This window comes from Paracoccus sp. IB05, assembly GCF_016405985.1.
Lineage (GTDB): Bacteria > Pseudomonadota > Alphaproteobacteria > Rhodobacterales > Rhodobacteraceae > Pseudogemmobacter.
Genome location: NZ_JAEFCF010000038.1, coordinates 1 through 18,602 on the forward strand (window position 1 = coordinate 1; position 18,602 = coordinate 18,602).

The following is an 18,602-nucleotide window of genomic DNA, read 5'->3' on the forward strand; positions in this document are numbered from 1 at the left end:
GATGCAGAGGTTCAGATCCGTATCGCACTCATGAACCGTTTCACATCACTCGGAACGCCCGAGACCGTCCGCATGCGCTGAAGATAATCGGGCGAGGGGTATCTGCGGACGCAATCTGAATAGCGCAACAAAGCCCCTTCGCGCTGAAAATGGCGCATGTCCCGCGCAAGGCCCGCACAAGCCGGGTGCTGGCGGCAGCGCTGGCGGCGGGCCTTGCACCGGAAGACCTGGACAAATACCCGGTCGAGCTGTCCTGTGGCATGCGCCAGCGCAGCGCCATTGCCCGCGCCCTCGTCACCGACCCTGATTTCCTCTATTTCGACGAGCCCTTCACCGCGCTGGATGTCGCGCTGAAGCGGCGGATGCAGGATCTGGTGATCGGGGCCTCGGCTGCGGCCCGGTTTTCCGCGCTTTTCATCACCCATGACCTGATGGAGGCGATCCGCATCAGCCACCGCATCCTTGTCCTTGATCCCATGGGCCAGGGGATCGCAGGCGAGCGTATCATCGCAGGCGATCCCGCCACTCGCCGCGAGCCATGGGTTTTCGCGCAGCGCGAGGTTTTCCTGGCCGAAGACCCGCTGTTCGCCCATATCCACGATCTCGACGAAAGGCGGCAGTCATGACCAATGCTGCGCAAATGCCGCTGCACCGCATCCTCTCGGATGAGGGGTTTCGTATCTTCTTCCCGCTGGCGGCGCTGCATGCAGGCCTCTGGCCGCTGGTCTGGGGGGTGCTCTGGTCCTTCGGTCTGCCCTTCGCAGGCGACCTGCCGCCCGGCGTCTGGCACGGCTATGAGATGATCTTCGGTGCCTGGGGGGCGGCGCTGATTGGCTTTCTGACCACAGCCGCGCCGGAATGGACCGACACACCGCGCCTGCAAGGGCGGGCCCTGTGGGGTCTGGCTGTTGCCTGGGGGTTTGCCCGGATCTGTGGCCTGACAGGGGCTGATCTGCTGATCTGGCCCGCTGCGCTGGCCGATCTGGTCTGGCTCGGGTTTCTGCCCTGCTATTTGCTGGTTCTGTCCTGGCGAAAGCGCACCGATCGCGTGCTGTCTTTCGCCGGCTGGGTGCTGGTGCTGACTCTATTCGCCGCCTTTGCCAGGGTGCAGATGGCCCTGGGTGATGCAGAGACGGCGCTGCGCATCGTCCGGCTGGCGGCATTGCTTTTTGCGGGCCTGCTCGCCCTGACGCTGGCGCGGATCACCGTTCCCGTCACCAATGAGGTGCTGGACCCGAGCGGCCGCACATCGCCCTTCCGCCCGCATCCGGGGCGGCTGAACCTTGCGCCGGGGCTGGTGGCGGCGGCGCTGTGCGCAGACCTCGCCGGAGCCTCGCCCGCCGTCACCGGCTGGCTCTGGCTGGGCGCAGGGGCTGCGATGATGGAGCGGATGGCCGAGGGGTTCATCGGCCGCGCGGCTTTGCGCTGTGAGATCCTCGGGCTGATGGCGGCGGCGGGGTTCTCGGGGGCCGGGATGCTGGCGCTTGGCGCGGCAAGGCTGGGGGCGCCATGGCCCGAGGCGGCGGCATTGCATCTGGTAATGATGGGGGGGCTTGGCCTTGGTGTGCTGGCGGTGCTGGCGATTGCGGGGCGGTTTCACACCGGCCAGGGTCTGGGGCTTTCGCGCCGCACAAGAGCAGCCTTTGCGCTGATCGCGCTTGCCACCTGCCTGCGCGTGCTGCCTGAAATGGAGCTGATGCCCTGGCCGCTCGGCCCTTTGCACGGGCTTGCGGCGCTGGCCTGGGCTGCGGAATTCCTGCTGTGGCTCTGGGACTACTGGCCCGCCTTGCGCGACCCTGCGACGCTGGGACAGCTACACTGAGGGCTTCTGGTCCGCCTCATCCAGCAGATGACGCACCCACCGCCCCGCAGCCCAGGCCGCTGGCACCCCGAGCGGCCCCGCCGCGATCAGTGCCGTCACCGGCGGCAGCGCGGTAAAGCCGAAGGCCTGCAGCAACAGCCCCAGCATGAAGAGATTGATCGCCACCGCCGCCGCAGCGAAGATGTAAAGCAGCAGCGCGAGCTTCCCCGCGCTCCAATAGGGGGCGGATCTCCTGATCTCCTGTCCCATTCCGGCCTCCTGCGTTGACAACGTCCTGCCCGCCCGGTTTTGCCACGCGCGAAATCCCGCATCCTTGACTTTTGTTAAGGAGAGACTCGCCTCCAGGGCGCAAGCCGGTTCCATCGCCAACAGCTCCGGGAGACCCTCGCCATGCGCGAAGTCCTGACGAAGAGCATGGCCCGGAACATCTTTTACGGCGGGTCCCTGTTCTTCATCCTCATCTTCATCGGCCTTTTCATTCATGGCCACTGGTACATCGTCAATGTCTCGACCGACCATGCGGGGATCACCGACTCCGTCGCACGCGGCAAACATGTCTGGGAAAAGAAAGCCTGCGTGAATTGCCATTCGATCCTCGGCGAAGGGGCCTATTTCGCCCCCGAGGTCGGCAATGTCATGGCCCGCTGGGGCGTCCAGGACGATCCCGAAGCCGCATTCGAGACCATGAAAGGCTGGATGGAGGCCCAACCCTCGGGCGTCGAGGGCCGCCGCCAGATGCCGCAATTCAACCTCTCGGACGAAGACATCCGGGGGCTGTCGGATTTCCTGATCTGGACCGGAAAGATCAACACCCAGGGCTGGCCCCCGAATGATGCCGGCTGAGGAGGCAAGCAGATGAAATACCAATCCCAAAAGATCGCGCTGGCCTATATCCTGGTCGCGCTGGCCCTTTTCGCCGTGCAGGTGACGATGGGCGTCGTGCTGGGCTATATCTATGTCCAGCCGAATTTCCTCGCCGAAGTGCTGCCCTTCTCGGTGGCGCGGATGCTGCATACCAACTCGCTGATCGTCTGGCTGCTGACCGGCTTTTTCGGCGCGGCCTATTTCCTGATCCCGGAAGAGGCCGAGCGCGAGATCCATTCCGTGAAAGCCGCCTATATCCAGCTGGCGATCCTGGTGCTGGGCACGGGGGGCGTCGTCGTCACCTATCTCTTCAACCTCTTTGAGGGCAATTTCCTGCTGGGTCGCGAGGGTCGCGAGTTTCTGGAACAACCCCGCTGGGTCAAGGCGGGCATCGTCGTCGCGGCGCTGATCTTCCTGTGGAACGTCACCATGACCGTCGCCAAAGGGCGCAAGACGGTGATTTCCTCGATCCTGTTGATTGGCCTCTGGGGGCTGGCGCTTTTGTTCCTGTTTTCCTTCTACAACCCCGAGAACCTGGCGCTCGACAAACAATACTGGTGGAACGTGGTCCATCTCTGGGTCGAAGGCGTGTGGGAGCTGATCATGGCCTCGATCCTCGGCTTCCTGATGCTGAAGCTGACCGGGGTGGACCGTGAGGTCGTCGAGAAATGGCTCTATGTCATTGTCGCAACCGCGCTGTTTTCCGGCATCCTCGGCACCGGCCACCACTATTTCTGGATCGGGTTGCCCGCTTACTGGCAATGGATCGGCTCGATCTTCTCGTCTTTCGAGGTGGTGCCGTTCTTTGCGATGATGGCCTTCGCCTTTGTCATGGTCTGGAAGGGGCGGCGCGATCACCCAAACAAGGCCGCGCTTTTGTGGAGCCTCGGCTGCGCGGTTCTCGCCTTCTTCGGCGCGGGCGTCTGGGGGTTCCTGCATACGCTGCACGGGGTGAACTACTATACCCACGGCACGCAGGTGACGGCGGCCCACGGGCATCTGGCCTTCTACGGCGCCTATGTCTGCGTCAATCTCGCGCTCTTCACCTATGCGCTGCCGATCCTGAAACAGCGCGACCCCTATAACCAGGTGCTGAACATGGTCGGCTTCTGGCTGATGTCGGCGGGGATGGTCTTCATGACCTTCGTGTTGACCTTTGCAGGCACCATCCAGACCCATCTGCAGCGTGTCATGGGCCAGTATTACATGGAGGTCCAGGACCAGATCGCGCTCTTCTACTGGATGCGGCTTGGTTCGGGCGTCGCGGTGGTGATCGGGGTCTATATCCTGCTCTACGCCCTCCTCGTGCCGCGCCGCGAGATCATCGAGCCTGGCCCCGTCATCAAACATGCAGCGGAGTGATCCCATGGACGGCAATTTCGCGACCAAAAATCATGGGGAGGGGGCTCAGGCCCCCTTCTACCTGGCGCAGGGCGATGAATGCGATGTCTTCGCCGCCGCCTGGGCCAACCGTCTGCCTTTGCTGCTGAAAGGCCCGACCGGCTGCGGCAAGACGCGCTTCGTCACCCATATGGCGGCGCAGCTGGCCCGGCCGCTTTACACCGTGGCCTGCCATGATGACCTTTCCGCCGCCGATCTGATCGGGCGCTACCTGCTGAAGGGTGGCGAGACTTCTTGGGTCGATGGCCCGCTGACCCGCGCCGTGCGGGAAGGCGCGATCTGCTACCTTGATGAGGTGGTCGAGGCGCGCAAGGACGTGGCGGTGGTACTCCACCCACTGACCGATGACCGCCGCATCCTGCCGATCGACCGCACAGGCGAGGAATTGCAGGCGGCCCCCGGCTTCATGCTCGTGGCAAGCTATAACCCCGGCTACCAGAACATTCTCAAGACGCTGAAACCCTCAACGAGGCAGCGGTTCCTCTCGGTCGAATTCACCTTCCCGAAACCGGCGCATGAAATCCCTGTGGTGATGCGCGAAAGCGGGCTGGATGAGGGGCGGGTGTCGCTCTTGGTGCGTCTGGCGGGCAAGCTGCGCGGGTTGAAAGGCCAGGACCTGGAAGAGGGCGTTTCCACCCGCCTCGTCGTCTATGCCGCAACCCTGATCGCCGGCGGGATGGATCTGAATCGCGCCATCCGTGCCGCGATGATTGAGCCGCTGACCGACGATCCCGACACCCGCCGGGGGCTGATGGATCTGACCGTGGCTGTGGTGGGGTAACGCCATGGCCCATCTCGACATCACCCCCTGGGAGCCCGAGGAAACCGTCGGCAAGCTCTGGCACCGGCTGGCCGCCCGCATGGACCCGCCAGAGCGGTTTGACGCAGCTGCGGTGCGGTTTGACGAAATGCGCGGCCGGATCGCCGTGCTGTTTCGTGGCCTCGGCGGTGACCATGATGTCGAGTTGAAGCCGGTGGCGGATGAGACCTCGCGCCACCGGATTTCCTGGCGGCGCTGGCTCGCCTTTGACGCGGAACAGCTGCCCCGTGCCAGTTTTGACGGCGAGGCCCTGCGTCTGCCGGTGGAGATCGCGGCCTTCCCCGAGCGCGCGGATAATGAATCGCTTTACCTCTGGCTGGCCGCCGCCGCCGCTCATGCGCCTGACATTGCGCCGGAAACTGACCCGCTGCGCGCCGATTTGGCGGCGATCCGGGCGGGGATGGTGATGACCCGCGCCACGCTCGCCGCCGCCCCCGGTCTTCGCGATATTCACAGCCATCTTTGCGCGGCGCATCTGGCCCTGCGCCAGCGCCCCGCCTTGCGCGGTACCGAGGCGCATATCGAGGGGCTGGTCCGGCACCTGCTTGGCGACACCGCCGCGTTTGAGCCCGATCTTTTGCTGCATTACGACGATCCGCCCGCCCATTGGCAGGCGCCAAAAAGCTACCGCCCCTTCCTTCCGGTGCCGCTCTGGCCCGATCTCAGACGGCTTTCGCGCGGCAATCCGACCGAGGTGGCCACGCTGCCGACGCAAGGCACGCCCGAGGAATCGGGTGACGGCTCCGCCCGTAAAGCGCGCCGCATGAAGGCCGATCAGGTCGAACGCAAAGACAGCCTGATCCTCTATAAATTCGAGGCCATGCTGACCTGGGCCGAGATGATGAACATCAATCGCCGTGTCGAGGACGATGACCTCGACAATGCGAAGAAAGCGGCGGAGGACCATGAGGAAATCGTGCTTGGCCAGCTCTCTCAGGCTCCGGCGACAAAGCTGAAACTGCATCTCGACCTCGCGCCCGCGGATGTGGACCGTGAACGGATTGCGGGCGTCTCGACCTATCCCGAATGGGATGCGCGGGCGAATGCGTATCTGCCCGATCACTGCCGCGTGCTGGCGATGCCCACCGAACCCGCGCCCGACTGGCAGGGCATTACCGATGAGGCCGCCCGCCGCCGCATCCGCGCCGTGAAACGCCAGTTCGAGGCTCTGCGCCCGGCCAAGCTGATCCATCACGCCCAGCCCGATGGCGAGGATCTCGACCTTGACGCGGCCCTGCGCAGTGTCACCGATCTGCGCGCCACGGGCCGGGGTTCTGACCGGATCTGGCAGCAGTCACGGCCTGAAAACCGCGATCTGGCGGTCTCGATCCTGATGGATGTCTCGCGATCAACCGAAAGCGCCGTGACGGGCCGCGCGGTGATCGACATCGCGCGCCAGGCGCTGACGGCGCTGGCCTGGGGGCTTGAGGCCTGCGGCGACCGTTTCAGGGTCCAGGGCTTTTCGTCCCTGAAACGCGACCGGGTCTGGATCCATGACTGCAAGGGCTTTGACGAGCCGATGGGCATGGGCATTGAGGCCCGCATCCACGCGCTGCGGCCTGGGTTCTACACCCGTCTCGGCGCGGCGATCCGCCATGCCTCGCACGGCCTCACGCAGGAGGGCCGTTCGCGCCGGCTGATGATCGTGATCACCGATGGCAAACCCAATGACCTCGACCATTACGAGGGCCGCCATGGCATCGAGGACAGCGCCATGGCCGTGCGTGAGGCGCGCCGCGCCGGCCATGCGGTCTTCGGCATCACCATCGACCGCGATGCGCAAAGCTGGTTCCCGAGGATCTTCGGCCAGGGAGGTTTCCAGGTGATCCGCGAACCCGACCGCCTGATCACCGCGCTGCCCGAAATCTACCGCCAGCTGGTGCTGTGATGGCGGCGCGCGCCATGACAATCGACGATCTGCCGGGCGAGCTGATCCTCTGGGTGCTGATCGTCTCCGAGCTGGCGGTCTTTATGGCGGGGGTCTCGGTCATGGTGATCCTCGGCCTGATGGACCCCGAGGGGTTCGCCCAGGCGCAGGGACAGCTGGACGGGCGGATGGCCACGCTGAACACGGTCGTTCTGGTAACTTCGGGCCTCTTTGCGGCCCGGGCCGAGCGGGCGGGTTTTGCGGGCCAGGAGGCAACAGCGCGCCGGGGGCTCTTTCTGGCGGCCCTGGGCGGCGTGATCTTTCTGATCGTTAAGGGGGGGGAATATACCCAGGACATCAGGGCGGGGATCGGCATCGACAGCCACCCGTTCTTTACCTTTTACTACCTGCTCAGCGGCTTTCACGCGGCGCATGTGATCGCGGGTGTGGTGGTCTTGTTGCTGGTCGCTCGCCGCGCGCGCCCCGACGCGGTGCAGGCCGGTGCGATGTTCTGGCATATGGTGGATCTGGTCTGGGTGCTGATCCTGCCCGCAATCTGGCTGATCTGGTGAAGAGCATGGACCCCCTGACCAAAACATGGGGCGCCCTCATCGCGCTGACAGCGGCGACCACCGCGCTTGCCGGTGTCTCTGGCCGGCTTGCGGTGATCGCCGTGCTGGGGCTTGCCTCCCTGAAGGCGCGGCTGATCCTTGGCCGCTTCCTGCATCTGGGCGCGGCACCGGGCTGGCTTTCGGCCTTCACAGTGCCGATCGGGATATGGCTCTGTCTGATCGGAGCGGGCTATGCGCTCACCCTCAGATAGCGGGCCCTCAGATAGCGCGGCTGAAAGCGCCGGAACCATCATCATGGGCCAGCGCCTGCAACGCCGTGACCGAGGCGATGGCGGCGCTGGTCTGGGTCACGCTCACCCCGAAATCGCGCAGCCGGGCAAAGGCGCGGCTGAGGCTTTCGGGTTTCATCCCCAGCCGCCCGGCGATCAGTGCCTTGTCATAGGGCAGCCGCACGGTCGCGCTTTCCGCGCCTTCGGGGCACAACTCCAGCAGGAATTCCGCCACCCGCTGCGCGCCAGAGCGCGCCTTCAGCTGCTCGATCTGTTCCACAAGCCCCTGCAGATGCAGAAAAGTCGCCGAGAGAACCGAGATCGCGGTTTCGGGATGCGCGTGCAGGAGATCCAGAAAGCCCTGCGCGGGAACCGCCAGCACCTCGGCGGCAGTCGTTGCCTCGGCAGAAACGGGATAGGCGGCCCGGCGCAGCGCGATCGGCTCGCCAAAGCTCTGGCCGCGGGTCATCACGCCGACCACCGCCTCGGTGCCGTTCGGCGCAATCCGGTAGAGCTTCACCCAGCCCTCTGTCACGATATGGATCGCCTGCGCCGTATCGCCGTGATGGAACAGCGCTTGCCCGCGTCTGAGCTTTCTGACATGCGCGCCGTCGAGCAACCGTGTCGCAATCTCGGGGGGCAGGCTGGAGAAAAGCCGCGACTGGCAGGCGATCCTGCGGTGGAGCGGGGTCAGGGTCGGGCGCATGGGCTTTGGCCTTTCGGACAGGGAGACAGCATATGGACTGGCTGAACTTTGCACTGGCACTGGCGGCTTTTTTCGCAAGCCACGCGATTCCGGCCATGCCTGCGGTCAAGGCGGGGCTGAAACAGCGCCTCGGCCGGGCTGGCTATGGTGCGGTCTTTGGCGCCCTTTCGCTGGCGGTGCTCGTCTGGGTGGTGATCGCAGCGGGCCGCGCGCCCTATATCGAAGTCTGGCCGCACTATCCCTGGATGCGGTGGGCGACCAATATCCTGATGCCACTCGCCCTTCTGATCTTTGTGCTGGCCGCAACTCGCCCCAATCCGCTGAGTTTCGGCGGGCGCCGCACTGGATTTGACCCGGCGCGCCCCGGCATTGCGGGCTTTGCGCGCCATCCGCTTCTCTGGGCGCTGTTCCTGTGGTCGGCGGCGCATCTTCTGGTCAACGGCGATCTGGCGCATGTGATCCTCTTTGGCGTTTTCGCAGTCTTCTGCCTTATGGGGATGGGGATGCTGGACCGTCGCCGTCGCCGGGAAATGGGGGATGCGGAGTGGCACCGCCTCGCAGCGGAGACCGCGAACCTGCCGCGCCCTCTGCGGCTTATCCCCGCCCTGACGCTGCCCCGCCTGCTGGCTTTCGCAGCAATATGGGCGGCAGTTCTTGCCGCCCATCCGCATGTCATCGGGGTGTCGCCCTTGCCCTGAGGCAGATCATTGCACCTGAGCGATTGCCGCATCCATCCGCTCGCGGGCTTTTTTGGCCATCTTGGCGGTTTTGGCGGCCTCAAGGTTCGCAGGCGCATCGCCGACCTGGATCAGAGCCACCATGCCCATGGCAAAATGCGGGGTGCATTTCACGCCGTAAAGCCCGGCCTCGGTGACGGTCAGCACATATTCCTCATTGATCTTGCTTTTGAAGACCTCGACGCCTTCGGGCAGAATATCCTTGATCGCCTCGACGTTATGGCTCTTGTCGGTCGGGATGAAATGGATGGTGTCGCCGGGCTCGGCCTTCACGTAGGCGGGCTCGAACACCATGGTTGCGCTTTCGCCCTTGTTCAGCATATGGACTTCGTGTTCGGCAGCAAAGCCTGCCCCTGCAAGCGCAAGAACGAAAGTGGGAGCGGCGAGAAGGGTGGCAAGTTTCATGTCAGATCTCCGGGTCATGCGGATCGGGGTTCCGGTCCGTTGAGGGAAATCTAGGCCGGGGATGCCGCCCGGACTTTGCGTAAACGCAAAGAACAAAGCAGCAAATATCTTTTCTGAGCAGCTGCCCGGCGCGGGCCTCAGCCTTCGGGATCGGCGATCTTTGCCAGCGCGGCGGCGTCGACTACGGTCAGTTTCTGCCGCCCGCCTTCCACCAGCCCCTGGCCCTCCCATGACGAAAGCAGCCGCGAGACGGTGTGCAGCGTGGTGCCGGTCATTTCGGCAATATCCTGGCGGGTGATGGGAAAGTCGATGCGCGTTCCCGCCGCCTCGATCCGGCCCGCCTTTTCGGCAAGGCGCAAAACGGCATGGGCCACGCGGCGCTCCACTTCCTGGGTCGACATCTCGCGCAGCCTTGTATGGGCTTCATCCAGCCGCTGGCCGATGGTCTGCATCGCATTGATCGCAAGGCGGGGATTGTTCTCCACCACCGCATCCCAGTCCGCCATTGGCCATGAAATTACCAGCGATTCCACCGCAGCCTTTGCGGTGCCGGGATAGTCGGGTCGCGCCAGGGCCCGGGCAAAACCGAAAAGATCCCCGGGATGCACCACCCGGACCATGACCTGCTGGCCATCAGGGGTGACCTGGCTGACCTTCAGCCGCCCATGCAGCAAGAGGTAAAAGGCCACCGCCTCGCCGCCCTGCTCGAAAACCGTATCGCCCTGCAAAATCCGCACAGGTGTGGCGCGCGTCATCAGACGCGTCAGCGCCGCCGGTTCCATCTGACGGAACAGGGGAAGATTTCGCACCAGGGAAATGTCAATCGCCACGCTTTGCGCTTTCACTCAGACCTTTCCCTTCGGTGCCGCAAAACGGGGCAGAAGCAAAGCATTGATATTCATCCTGACCCAAATACTCCCGCCGGAGGCGCCCCCGACAGACCAGACGCGGCTCAGCTCACCTCCCGCACCAGCCGGAACCCCAGATTGGCCGGCGGCACGCCGACCGAGCAGCCACCCGATTTCGGATCGCGGACAAAGTCGATCATCGCGGCCCGGTGCAGCCCCTCGGCGATATAGATGCCGCAGCTTTCCGTCTCGCGCAGGATGCGGCCTTGCGCATCGATCTCGCCGCGCCGCAGGCATGTCGAGGTCCATTCCCAGACCGCGCCGCCGATATCATGCACCCCCAGCGAATTGACGTTCAGGCGGCCCACGGGCCGGATCTCGCGGTCCAGATTGCGCGAGCGCGCCGATTCAACCTGATATTCCGCCAGCCAGCGCACGGCGGGGTTAGCGGGATCGCTCTCGACGCCAAGGGCATCGTCGCGGAAAAGCTCCGCCGCCGCATGGGCCCATTCAACATCGGTGGGCAGGCGCCAGGTCTCGCCGCCGCGCGCTGACAGCCAGGCGGCATAGCTTTGGGCATCATGCCAGCTCACCGCCGTCACCGGCAGATCGGGTTGAGCGGCGATATGCCCCGGAGGCGTGCAGGCTCCTGCGTTCACGCAGTCCATCCAGTCGCCATGGCTGACCGGGACCGCCATAATATCGACCGGCGCCGGGATCGAGACGACAACAAGCGGCGCATCTGCGGGCAGGCCGCCCCTTTGCCAGTCGCCATCAATGCGATGTTCAAAGGGCTGAGGGTCGAGCCGCACCACCTGAGGCCCCTCCGGCGGGGGCTCACTGGCCGTCTCGGGCAGCGCGAGCGGCAAGAGGCCCGCAAGAGCGGTCACGACGCCCGAAAGGAACAGGGTGCCGATTTGCATGGCAGATCTCCCGTGAAAATGGCCCGCTGCACATGGCCTGCGCAGCGGGCGGGGGTGGTGCCGGATCAGATCGGCCCGTGATCAGATCGGGCTGGGGGCCAGAACCTGCATCATCAGATCATCGTTCCACTCGCCCTCGACGACCACATGGGCGGCGGCGCCAAGCTCGAAGGCCTCGATCAGATTGTGGTTCACATAGGCGTAAACCCCGGGCTGCTCGAAGGTATAGACCATCAGGCCGGCGGTTCCGCCTGGGATGAACCAGGTTTCCAGACCGCGCTCGGGCGGGTTGTTGAACTTGCCGGTTGCCCAGACATAATCGCCATGCCCGCCGATCAGGTGGGGCCGCGTGTCGCGGTTGGCCTGGCCGTGGATGAAAGCGACCGTCTCGCCGACCTTTGCCGTCATCGCATGGTCGCCGGTCAGAGCACCGACCGCGCCATTGAAGACCACATGGGTCGGCGTGAGCGTCCGCATCACGGCCAGCGTATCCTCATAGCTCTCGCCGGGGCTGTCATATTGCTTCCAGTTGCCGGCTTCGTCGCGCGGCACATAGAAATCCTGCTCGCCGATGTAATAGACCTTGTCATAGGTGACCGGCTCGCCGTTGCGGCCTTTCAGCCCGTCGCGCGGCAGCACCATGATCACGCCATTCATCCCCGAGACCACATGCCAGGCCACCATGCCCGGAGGGGCGCAGTGATAGACGAAGACACCTGGCTTCGTGGCTTTCCAGCGCAGCACGGTTTTCTCGCCCGGGTTCACCTGGGTCAGCGCCCCGCCGCCAAGCGCGCCGGTCGAGCTGTGGAAGTCGATATTGTGCATCAGCTCGTTGGTGTCAGGGTTGATCAGCGTGAGTTCGACATAATCGCCCTCATGCACCACCATCAGCGGCCCCGGCACCGTGCCGTTGAAGGTCGAGGCCCAATAGGTCGCACCGCTGTCGTCAAGCGTGATCTTCTTCTCGATGATGGTCATCTCGAATTCGACCACTTTCGGGCCGCCGGTCGCGACCTGTTCATGTTCATGGACAAAGGGCGGATCGACCAGCTTCACCTTGACGCGCGGCAGGCTGGCGATGTCGGTCGCCGCCGCAGGGGTCAGCACCTCTTTCGTTTCGGCGGCGGCCTGGCGCATCTGGGTCATCGCGCCTGCAATGGCGGCGCCGGCAAGGATGGTGCGGCGGCTTACGGGCAGGGTGGGCATGGCTGGTTCCTTTCGCTCATGTCACTGAATTGGTTTCGGTTCTGATCCGGTTAAGCCAATCATGCCCTGGTCTGACGCCGCCTTCGTTGAGCCGGATCAACCTTTGGCCTGCGAAATGGTCCCTTGCTTGCGACAGCACAAAGAGCAGAGAGATTTCCGCTCTAGATCCTGGACAAATCGCCCAAGGGCCTTCGAAAGAATCAGCACCATGAACGACTCAAAACGCCCCCGTATTCCGCGCGGCCTGAAACAGGACGGTCCTGCGATCTGGTCCTATGGGTTCCGCCCGTTTTTCCTTGGCGGCGCGGTCTGGGCGGTCGTGACCATGGTGCTCTGGATCCTCGCGCTGGCGAAGGGGCTGCCTTTGGGCGGCGATTTCGGTGCCCCCCTCTGGCACGCGCATGAGATGGTCTTCGGCTTTGCGCCTGCGGTGCTGGCGGGGTTCTTGCTGACCGCGATCCCGAACTGGACCGGCAGCCTGCCGGTCGCGGGGCGCCCGCTGATCGGGCTGGTGGGTTTGTGGCTGGCGGGGCGCATCGCGATGGCCTGCGCGGGGGTGACCGGCACCGTCCTTGCCTCCTTTCTGGATGCAGCCTTCCTGCCGGTGTTCCTGGCGCTTTGCGCGCGAGAGATCATCCGGGGCCGCAAATGGAATGACCTGAAGGTGCTGGCCGGGGTCTTCGCCATCTGCCTCGGCAATCTGGGCTTTCACCTCGCGCTGCATCTGGGCGGTGATCCGCATCTGTGGCTGCGCGGTGCGGTGGCGGGCTATGTCGCGCTGATCCTGATCATCGGTGGCCGCATCATCCCGAGCTTTACCCGCAACTGGCTGAACCAGCGCGGGGTGACCCTGATGCCCGTGGCCTATAACCGCTTTGATATGGGGGTGATTGTCTTTTCCGCCCTGGCGCTGGCCGCCTGGACCTTCGCGCCGGAAGAGCGGCTGATCGCAGCCCCTGCGCTGGTCGCGGCGGCGCTGAACATGGCGCGGCTCGTGCGCTGGCGCGGGGCATCGGTCAGGGCGGAATGGCTGCTTATGGTGCTGCATCTTGCCTATGCTTTCGTGCCGCTGGGGCTGATTGCCATTGCACTGGCCGCGCTCGGGGTGATCCAGCCGGTTTCCGCGCTGCATGTGCTGACGGTGGGCGTGATCGCCACGATGATGCTGGCGGTGATGACGCGGGCCACGCGCGGCCATACCGGCAGGCCGCTTGCGGCCTCTGGTCTGACCATTGCCTCTTACCTGAGCCTTTTCGCGGCGGCACTGGCGAGGCCACTGGCGGATCTGACCGGCTGGCCGGGGGTGATGGAGGCTTCGGGGACGCTCTGGATCCTCGCCTTCACGCTGTTCATTCTGGAATATGGCCCGATGCTGATCCGGGTCCGCAGAAAGCCGCGCGGCGAGGGGGCCTGACCGACAGAAAAAGGGCAGCGAAAGCTGCCCTTTTGGTTCAGAGGCTCAGCGGCTCCATCCGTTCGGGCGTCCAGGCCGGATCCCAGGTGAGGCGGACCTCGGCCGTCTCAATGCCTGCCATCGCCAGCAGCGCCGCCTCGACGCCGAGGCGCAGCATTTCCGTCAAAGGGCAGCCGCGCGTTGTGGTGGTCATGGTGACATGGGCGCAAGTTCCTGCGATCCGCGCCTCATATATCATCCCCATTGCGATCAGGTCGCGTCCGGTTTCCGGGTCAACCACCCTGCGCAGCGTCTGTTCCAGTCCGGCGGCAAGGTCAGTCATCCTTCGCCCCCGCCCGCACCATCAGCCGGTAGCTCTGGCCGTCGCCGGCATAATTCCCCGCCCATTCATGGCCGCGCTGCGCGAGTTCGGGAAAGAGAAACATCGGCTCGCGGTCAAGGAGCGCAAACAACACCTGACCGGGTTCCAGCGCGGTGATCTCTTCCAGGATGCGCACCATCGGCTCTGGCGGTTCCAGCCCGATCAGCTCCAGCTCCAGCACCGGATCGGGCCAGAACCCTGCACCGGGGGCCGATCCCGGCGCCATGCCCACATCGGCAAGACCGCTGCCCTGGGGGGTAAAGGTCACTTCCCAGACCCCGTCATCGCGCCGCCGGTCGGCGCAGTCAAAGCCGCGATTGGCCATGACATTGAACAAAGGCGCGGGCCGGAACGGCGCCAGCAGCCTGAGCGCCTGGCCGGGCTGAAGCGAATCAATCGCCGCCATGATGGCGCCGAAGGGCTCTTCACCCTGCGCAAGGATCGGGCGGACATCAAGCTCATGGGGAGGGGGCGTTGTCATATCTGGTTCTCTGCGGAATGCGGGGGGTTCATAAGGCTGGGCAGGATCAGGGGCGGCAGGCGTGCGGGGCGCTCGGGTGGTGCCAGATGCGAGAGGCAGCGGATCGCCACCAGCTCGCACAGGATCTGTGTCGCGGCAATCAGCAGGCCGCAAAGCGCGAGACGAAAGCCTGCGTGAAAGCCGGTTGCGAGGGAAAGCGTGCCGATCCCGGCAGAGAGGCTCCAGATCGTCAGCGCGGGGCCCGCGCGGCGCGGATGGGTCAGGCTTTGCACGACAGGTACCTTGCGCCGCCCGATCAGCGGCGCGAAAATCTGGATCCAGGTCAGAAAGGCGGTGATGCGGATCATCTGCGCAAGGGTGAGTGTCGACAGCCAGCCAACAAGCGCCGCGAAGACGCTGGCCCGGGCCAGCGCGCCGCCCTGCCAGATTGCGAAGGGCAAAAGCAGCACCGAAAGCGCGAGGAAGGCAAGCGCCACCCGGCTGCAGGACATGTTCAGCTCGGGGGTGGGGCGCCTGCGCGCGCGCCAGAGGCGACGAACATCGTCGAGATAAAGCGCGCATCCCGCCAGCGAAATCCCGCAAACTCCGATCAGCAGGGGTGCCACGCTGCCAGCCCCCGCGAGCATGACGAGCCCGGTCATCATCAGCCCTGCCATCAGCGCCGCCAGTGCAAACACCGCGCGCCGCTGCCAGCTGGCCGCTTCGGGCGCCAGCAGAAACATGGCAAAGAGTTTGTAGCTGACGCCGCAGGCCGCAAAAGTCAGAAACCCGCCTATGCCGAACAGCATATGCAGGGGAAGTGCCTGGCTTATATCGACTGCGAGGCGGCTGCCTGTCAGGGTCGAGACCATCGCGGCCCCGCTCAGCCAGAGACCCGCGAGACCCGCCAGCGCGACAATCACCATCCTGACCTCTGGCAGGCGCAGGGTTTGCCGCGTGATCAGGGTCGAAAGGATCATCACCGCCAGCATCGCAAAGCTGAGCCCCAGAGCAACCGGCCCCAGCAGAAAGAAGGGTCGGGCGATGTCATACCCGTCAAGGCTGAGAAATCCTCCGGCCAGTGCCAGTGTCCCGAATGAGGAGGTGAGCAAAGCCGGCAGAGCGAGGCGAGAAAAGGCAAGCGGGCGCGCGGCGAGCACCGGCACGAACTGGACCAGCGCGCCCAGCATGACCTGGGCCAGCCAGCCAAGCGCAAAGAGATGCACAATCGCAAGCGCCTCTGGCCGGTCAAAATCCTCCGGGCCGATACCCGTCGCCAGTGCCAGCAAAAGTGAGAGCACAAGCGCCATCATCGCGGCTCCGAACCAGCTCAGCGTCCAGGGTGAAAGTGATTTTCCCGGCATCTTTATCCCTCGGAAGCCCGGTCCTGAAGATACCAAGATACGGAAGAGCGTCATTGTTCTTTATCAAATAGCTTGGAGGAAGCCGTGCCAGCCGCCTGCCTGTTGATTACCGCTCAGAAGTGAGCCGTTTGATGGTGCGACCCTTTCTTTGGAATGGAAGGAGGCCCTATCGGACAAATTCGTCACGGCAGCGCCACGACCACGCACGCCATCCGAGCAGCAACACAGCGATCGGCGGCTTCGACCGCGGCGCTGAGCTGCGAACTGGGCATTAATCCCAAGACCGTTGCAAAGTGGCGAAAACGTCAGACGGTCGCGGACATGAAGACGGGGCCGAAAGAGCCTCGTTCGACGGTGCTGAGCGGGGAGGAGGAAGCGGTGGTCGTGGCCTTCAGGCGGCATACGCTGCTGCCATTGGATGATTGCCTCTATGCTTTGCATTCCTCTCTTCCGCATTTGACACGCTCGGCCCTGCACCGTTGCCTTCAACGCCACGGCATATCGCTCCTGCCGGAAGTGGATGGCGACAAGCCGAAACGACAGCGGTTCAAGCATTACCCCATCGGCTACTTCCATATCGATATCGCCGAGGTGCAGACCGGAGAAGGTAAGCTCTATCTCTTTGTCGCCTGGCGTTCCAGCTGCTCCCAGACCCGCAACGGGAAATTGCGTGTCTCGGGCAGGCCCTGCTGAAAGAGCCGCCGGGGGCCGCCGCTATTGGTGCCATTGCTGGCTAGTATGGCGCTGCCGCGGGCGCTGAGACCCATCGCGCCCCGCGCCGCAGCCGGTGACCTGATCCGGCGCGGCGCGGGATGCAGGTCGCGGATCTCTGCTACGAAACTGCCGCTGCCGACCCTGCGCTGGATAAACCCTTCGGCGTGAAGCTGGCTGTAGGCGGCCTCGACCGTATCGCGCGACACCCCGAGAGAGCTCGCAAGACCGCGCGTCGCAGGCAGGGGTTTGCCTGCCGTCAGTGCCCCGTCCAGGATCAGCTGACGGATCGCCCGCTGGATGCGAGCATGGAGTGGCAGGCCGGCATGATCGGGCTGGATCAGCCAGGCCTTCACTGTTTCAAGCTGGGTATGACGGAACAAATGGACTGACCTAATATGAGTAGACTGAACTAAAACCATGCCAATTTGGATTGCCAAATGCGAGAGCCTTGTCACGGCCTCACACAACTACACAGAGCATGACAGGGCTTTTTACCTGAGAGCCGGGCTTCGGTCCCGGAAATGGTCTGGCGATGATAAGCGAATTGGACGGGCCTGACCGGACCGAAATCGGTGATCAGGGGGATGCAGGCAGTTTCGCCTGCGAAAGTGAGAGACCCTGCCACCGTGTCTACCCCACCCACTGCGCGAGATGCCGCCTCTCCGACCCGCCTGCGCGCGCGGGATCTGCTCAATCCGACCATTGCCGGACTGGTCTCGGTCATTGTCAATTATGGCGGCACCTTCATCCTGGTGTTTCAGGCCGCGCGGATCGCCGGGCTTGATCCCGCGCAGACGGCCTCCTGGGTCTGGTCGGTGTCAATCGGCGTCGGGCTGACGGGGCTTTTGCTCAGCTGCTACTACCGCATGCCGGTGATCACCGCCTGGTCAACGCCGGGGGCGGCCTTTCTGGTCACCGCACTTGGCACCGTCAGCTACCCCGAGGCCATCGGGGCCTATATCCTCTCAGGCCTGGCCTTTGTGATCCTTGGTCTCTCGGGGCTCTTTGACCGGCTGATCCGGTTGATTCCACCCGCCATTGCCGCCGCCTTGCTGGCAGGGGTGCTTTTGCAATTCGGGATCGGTGCGTTTGGCGGGGCCAGCACCGATCCGGCGCTGATCGGGCTGCTGGTTGCCAGCTATCTGGTGTTGAAGCGCTTTACGGCCCGCTACGCGATTGTCGGCATCCTGCTGATCGGCCTTGCCTGGCTTTTGCTGCGGGGTCAGGTCGATCTGTCGGGCCTGACGCTGGAATTCGCGATCCCGGTTCTGACCCAGCCGGTCTTCACCCTGAATGCGGCGCTGAGCGTTGCGCTGCCGCTCTTCCTGATCACGCTGACCGGCCAGTATATGCCGGGCATGCTGGTGCTGCGGAATGACGGCTATCAGGTCAGCGCCAGCCCCATCGTGACGGTGACGGGCCTCGGCTCGCTGCTGATGGCACCGTTCGGGTCACACGCGGTCAACGTCGCGGCGATCACGGCAGCCATCGTCACCGGCAAAGAGGCGCATGACGACCCGGCAAAGCGCTGGATCGGCGGTATCGCGGCGGGGCTGTTCTATACGATGATCGGGATTTTCGGCGTGACGCTGGCCAGCCTGTTCATGACCTTTCCGGCCGTCTTCATCACCGCACTGGCCGGGCTGGCGCTGCTTGGAACCATCGGGGGGAGCCTTGCCAGCGCGATGGCGGACCCCGCCATGCGCGAAGCGGCGCTGATCACCTTCCTCGCCTCGGCGGCGAATATCCGGTTTCTGGGCATTGGCGGGGCCTTTTGGGGGCTGGTGATTGGTCTGATCGCCTGGGCGATCCTGACGGGTGGCAGACGGAAAGCCGCCTGACCGGGGGC

General features: G+C 64.5%; 21 protein-coding genes and 1 pseudogene. 12 read left to right on the top strand and 10 right to left on the bottom strand.

All coding sequences use genetic code 11. The features are described 5' to 3' along the window. Positions 1-149: 149 nt before the first annotated feature. Together JC607_RS19880 and JC607_RS19885 are read left to right on the top strand one after the other, a co-directional pair. Positions 150-626 (top strand): ATP-binding cassette domain-containing protein, encoded by a 477-nt coding sequence (locus JC607_RS19880; RefSeq protein WP_198838576.1) that lies wholly within the window; start codon positions 150-152, stop codon positions 624-626. Continuing rightward, positions 623-1,822 carry an NnrS family protein gene (locus JC607_RS19885; protein WP_198838577.1) on the top strand — a complete coding sequence of 400 codons (1,200 nt, stop codon included), beginning with the start codon at positions 623-625 and terminating at the stop codon, positions 1,820-1,822. The genes JC607_RS19880 and JC607_RS19885 overlap by 4 nt, the downstream gene beginning before the upstream one ends. On the opposite strand, the gene JC607_RS19890 is transcribed toward JC607_RS19885, so the two are convergent. After that, positions 1,814-2,071, bottom strand: a complete 258-nt coding sequence (locus JC607_RS19890) for a hypothetical protein (protein WP_198838578.1) — start codon at positions 2,069-2,071, stop codon at positions 1,814-1,816. The two genes, JC607_RS19885 and JC607_RS19890, sit on opposite strands and share 9 nt — an antisense overlap. Before the next feature lie 141 nt (positions 2,072-2,212). On the opposite strand from JC607_RS19890, the gene JC607_RS19895 reads away from it, so the two are divergent. From JC607_RS19895 to JC607_RS19920, 6 genes are read left to right on the top strand one after another with little or no spacing between them, the layout of a single operon-like run. Further along, positions 2,213-2,665: a cytochrome c gene (locus JC607_RS19895; protein WP_198838579.1), complete on the top strand. Its 453-nt coding sequence runs from the start codon at positions 2,213-2,215 to the stop codon at positions 2,663-2,665. Positions 2,666-2,677: 12 nt separating this feature from the next. After that, on the top strand, positions 2,678-4,048 hold the full coding sequence (locus JC607_RS19900) for a cbb3-type cytochrome c oxidase subunit I (RefSeq protein ID WP_198838580.1): 1,371 nt from the start codon (positions 2,678-2,680) through the stop codon (positions 4,046-4,048). Positions 4,049-4,052: 4 nt separating this feature from the next. Continuing rightward, positions 4,053-4,868: a CbbQ/NirQ/NorQ/GpvN family protein gene (locus JC607_RS19905; RefSeq protein ID WP_198838581.1), complete on the top strand. Its 816-nt coding sequence runs from the start codon at positions 4,053-4,055 to the stop codon at positions 4,866-4,868. Between the two features lie 4 nt (positions 4,869-4,872). Continuing rightward, entirely contained in the window at positions 4,873-6,795 is a 1,923-nt protein-coding gene (locus JC607_RS19910) for a nitric oxide reductase activation protein NorD (protein WP_198838582.1), read from the top strand. Between the two features lie 14 nt (positions 6,796-6,809). After that, on the top strand, positions 6,810-7,346 hold the full coding sequence (locus tag JC607_RS19915) for a cytochrome c oxidase subunit 3 (protein ID WP_198838583.1): 537 nt from the start codon (positions 6,810-6,812) through the stop codon (positions 7,344-7,346). Between the two features lie 5 nt (positions 7,347-7,351). Continuing rightward, positions 7,352-7,597: a cytochrome C oxidase subunit IV family protein gene (locus JC607_RS19920; protein WP_198838584.1), complete on the top strand. Its 246-nt coding sequence runs from the start codon at positions 7,352-7,354 to the stop codon at positions 7,595-7,597. A 7-nt stretch (positions 7,598-7,604) separates the two neighbouring features. Here JC607_RS19920 and JC607_RS19925 read toward each other — a convergent pair whose 3' ends face one another. Then, positions 7,605-8,321, bottom strand: a complete 717-nt coding sequence (locus JC607_RS19925) for a Crp/Fnr family transcriptional regulator (RefSeq protein WP_198838585.1) — start codon at positions 8,319-8,321, stop codon at positions 7,605-7,607. A 32-nt stretch (positions 8,322-8,353) separates the two neighbouring features. Here JC607_RS19925 and JC607_RS19930 point away from each other — a divergent pair, with 32 nt between their 5' ends. Further along, complete coding sequence (locus JC607_RS19930; protein ID WP_198838586.1) at positions 8,354-9,019, top strand: NnrU family protein; 666 nt, start codon at positions 8,354-8,356, stop codon at positions 9,017-9,019. 6 nt (positions 9,020-9,025) lie between these two features. On the opposite strand, the gene JC607_RS19935 is transcribed toward JC607_RS19930, so the two are convergent. The 4 genes from JC607_RS19935 to nirK form a co-directional block, all read right to left on the bottom strand. Further along, positions 9,026-9,463 carry a pseudoazurin gene (locus JC607_RS19935; RefSeq protein ID WP_198838587.1) on the bottom strand — a complete coding sequence of 146 codons (438 nt, stop codon included), beginning with the start codon at positions 9,461-9,463 and terminating at the stop codon, positions 9,026-9,028. A 137-nt stretch (positions 9,464-9,600) separates the two neighbouring features. After that, a complete protein-coding gene (locus tag JC607_RS19940) occupies positions 9,601-10,308 on the bottom strand; it encodes a Crp/Fnr family transcriptional regulator (RefSeq protein WP_370584898.1) in 708 nt (235 codons plus the stop codon). Positions 10,309-10,415: 107 nt separating this feature from the next. Continuing rightward, positions 10,416-11,234: an SUMF1/EgtB/PvdO family nonheme iron enzyme gene (locus JC607_RS19945; RefSeq protein ID WP_198838588.1), complete on the bottom strand. Its 819-nt coding sequence runs from the start codon at positions 11,232-11,234 to the stop codon at positions 10,416-10,418. 81 nt (positions 11,235-11,315) lie between these two features. Next, complete coding sequence (nirK, locus tag JC607_RS19950; protein ID WP_198838589.1) at positions 11,316-12,440, bottom strand: copper-containing nitrite reductase; 1,125 nt, start codon at positions 12,438-12,440, stop codon at positions 11,316-11,318. 208 nt (positions 12,441-12,648) lie between these two features. On the opposite strand from nirK, the gene JC607_RS19955 reads away from it, so the two are divergent. Further along, positions 12,649-13,854 carry an NnrS family protein gene (locus JC607_RS19955; protein ID WP_198838590.1) on the top strand — a complete coding sequence of 402 codons (1,206 nt, stop codon included), beginning with the start codon at positions 12,649-12,651 and terminating at the stop codon, positions 13,852-13,854. A 37-nt stretch (positions 13,855-13,891) separates the two neighbouring features. Here the strand turns inward: JC607_RS19955 and JC607_RS19960 are convergent, their stop codons facing one another. The 3 genes from JC607_RS19960 to JC607_RS19970 are packed head-to-tail and all read right to left on the bottom strand — an operon-like array spanning position 13,892 to position 16,039. Next, positions 13,892-14,176, bottom strand: coding sequence for a metal-sulfur cluster assembly factor (locus JC607_RS19960; protein WP_198838591.1), 285 nt, complete (start codon positions 14,174-14,176; stop codon positions 13,892-13,894). Further along, positions 14,169-14,696 (bottom strand): DUF2249 domain-containing protein, encoded by a 528-nt coding sequence (locus JC607_RS19965; RefSeq protein ID WP_198838592.1) that lies wholly within the window; start codon positions 14,694-14,696, stop codon positions 14,169-14,171. Before JC607_RS19965 ends, JC607_RS19960 begins: the two co-directional genes overlap by 8 nt. After that, complete coding sequence (locus JC607_RS19970; protein ID WP_198838593.1) at positions 14,693-16,039, bottom strand: hypothetical protein; 1,347 nt, start codon at positions 16,037-16,039, stop codon at positions 14,693-14,695. Before JC607_RS19970 ends, JC607_RS19965 begins: the two co-directional genes overlap by 4 nt. A gap of 168 nt (positions 16,040-16,207) precedes the next feature. Between JC607_RS19970 and JC607_RS19975 the strand changes: the two are divergent. Continuing rightward, positions 16,208-16,669 (top strand): annotated as a pseudogene (locus JC607_RS19975) (IS481 family transposase); the annotation flags it as partial. Here JC607_RS19975 and JC607_RS19980 read toward each other — a convergent pair. Then, entirely contained in the window at positions 16,654-17,172 is a 519-nt protein-coding gene (locus tag JC607_RS19980; protein ID WP_198838627.1) for a GntR family transcriptional regulator, read from the bottom strand. The pseudogene JC607_RS19975 and the gene JC607_RS19980 overlap by 16 nt on opposite strands. A gap of 207 nt (positions 17,173-17,379) precedes the next feature. Here JC607_RS19980 and JC607_RS19985 point away from each other — a divergent pair, with 207 nt between their 5' ends. Further along, positions 17,380-18,594, top strand: a complete 1,215-nt coding sequence (locus JC607_RS19985) for a benzoate/H(+) symporter BenE family transporter (protein WP_198838594.1) — start codon at positions 17,380-17,382, stop codon at positions 18,592-18,594. The last annotated feature ends 8 nt before the right edge of the window (positions 18,595-18,602 follow it).

Bases quoted from the DNA above. Each gene is read 5' to 3' on its own strand.
- JC607_RS19970 (WP_198838593.1), bottom strand. From the start codon at position 16,039: ATGCCGGGAAAATCACTTTCACCCTGGACGCTGAGCTGGTTCGGAGCC.
- JC607_RS19965 (WP_198838592.1), bottom strand. From the start codon at position 14,696: ATGACAACGCCCCCTCCCCATGAGCTTGATGTCCGCCCGATCCTTGCG.
- JC607_RS19880 (WP_198838576.1), top strand. From the start codon at position 150: ATGGCGCATGTCCCGCGCAAGGCCCGCACAAGCCGGGTGCTGGCGGCA.
- JC607_RS19890 (WP_198838578.1), bottom strand. From the start codon at position 2,071: ATGGGACAGGAGATCAGGAGATCCGCCCCCTATTGGAGCGCGGGGAAG.
- JC607_RS19980 (WP_198838627.1), bottom strand. From the start codon at position 17,172: ATGGTTTTAGTTCAGTCTACTCATATTAGGTCAGTCCATTTGTTCCGT.
- nirK (WP_198838589.1), bottom strand. From the start codon at position 12,440: ATGCCCACCCTGCCCGTAAGCCGCCGCACCATCCTTGCCGGCGCCGCC.
- JC607_RS19905 (WP_198838581.1), top strand. From the start codon at position 4,053: ATGGACGGCAATTTCGCGACCAAAAATCATGGGGAGGGGGCTCAGGCC.
- JC607_RS19945 (WP_198838588.1), bottom strand. From the start codon at position 11,234: ATGCAAATCGGCACCCTGTTCCTTTCGGGCGTCGTGACCGCTCTTGCG.
- JC607_RS19930 (WP_198838586.1), top strand. From the start codon at position 8,354: ATGGACTGGCTGAACTTTGCACTGGCACTGGCGGCTTTTTTCGCAAGC.
- JC607_RS19960 (WP_198838591.1), bottom strand. From the start codon at position 14,176: ATGACTGACCTTGCCGCCGGACTGGAACAGACGCTGCGCAGGGTGGTT.
- JC607_RS19935 (WP_198838587.1), bottom strand. From the start codon at position 9,463: ATGAAACTTGCCACCCTTCTCGCCGCTCCCACTTTCGTTCTTGCGCTT.
- JC607_RS19910 (WP_198838582.1), top strand. From the start codon at position 4,873: ATGGCCCATCTCGACATCACCCCCTGGGAGCCCGAGGAAACCGTCGGC.
- JC607_RS19920 (WP_198838584.1), top strand. From the start codon at position 7,352: ATGGACCCCCTGACCAAAACATGGGGCGCCCTCATCGCGCTGACAGCG.
- JC607_RS19955 (WP_198838590.1), top strand. From the start codon at position 12,649: ATGAACGACTCAAAACGCCCCCGTATTCCGCGCGGCCTGAAACAGGAC.
- JC607_RS19900 (WP_198838580.1), top strand. From the start codon at position 2,678: ATGAAATACCAATCCCAAAAGATCGCGCTGGCCTATATCCTGGTCGCG.
- JC607_RS19925 (WP_198838585.1), bottom strand. From the start codon at position 8,321: ATGCGCCCGACCCTGACCCCGCTCCACCGCAGGATCGCCTGCCAGTCG.
- JC607_RS19895 (WP_198838579.1), top strand. From the start codon at position 2,213: ATGCGCGAAGTCCTGACGAAGAGCATGGCCCGGAACATCTTTTACGGC.
- JC607_RS19885 (WP_198838577.1), top strand. From the start codon at position 623: ATGACCAATGCTGCGCAAATGCCGCTGCACCGCATCCTCTCGGATGAG.
- JC607_RS19915 (WP_198838583.1), top strand. From the start codon at position 6,810: ATGACAATCGACGATCTGCCGGGCGAGCTGATCCTCTGGGTGCTGATC.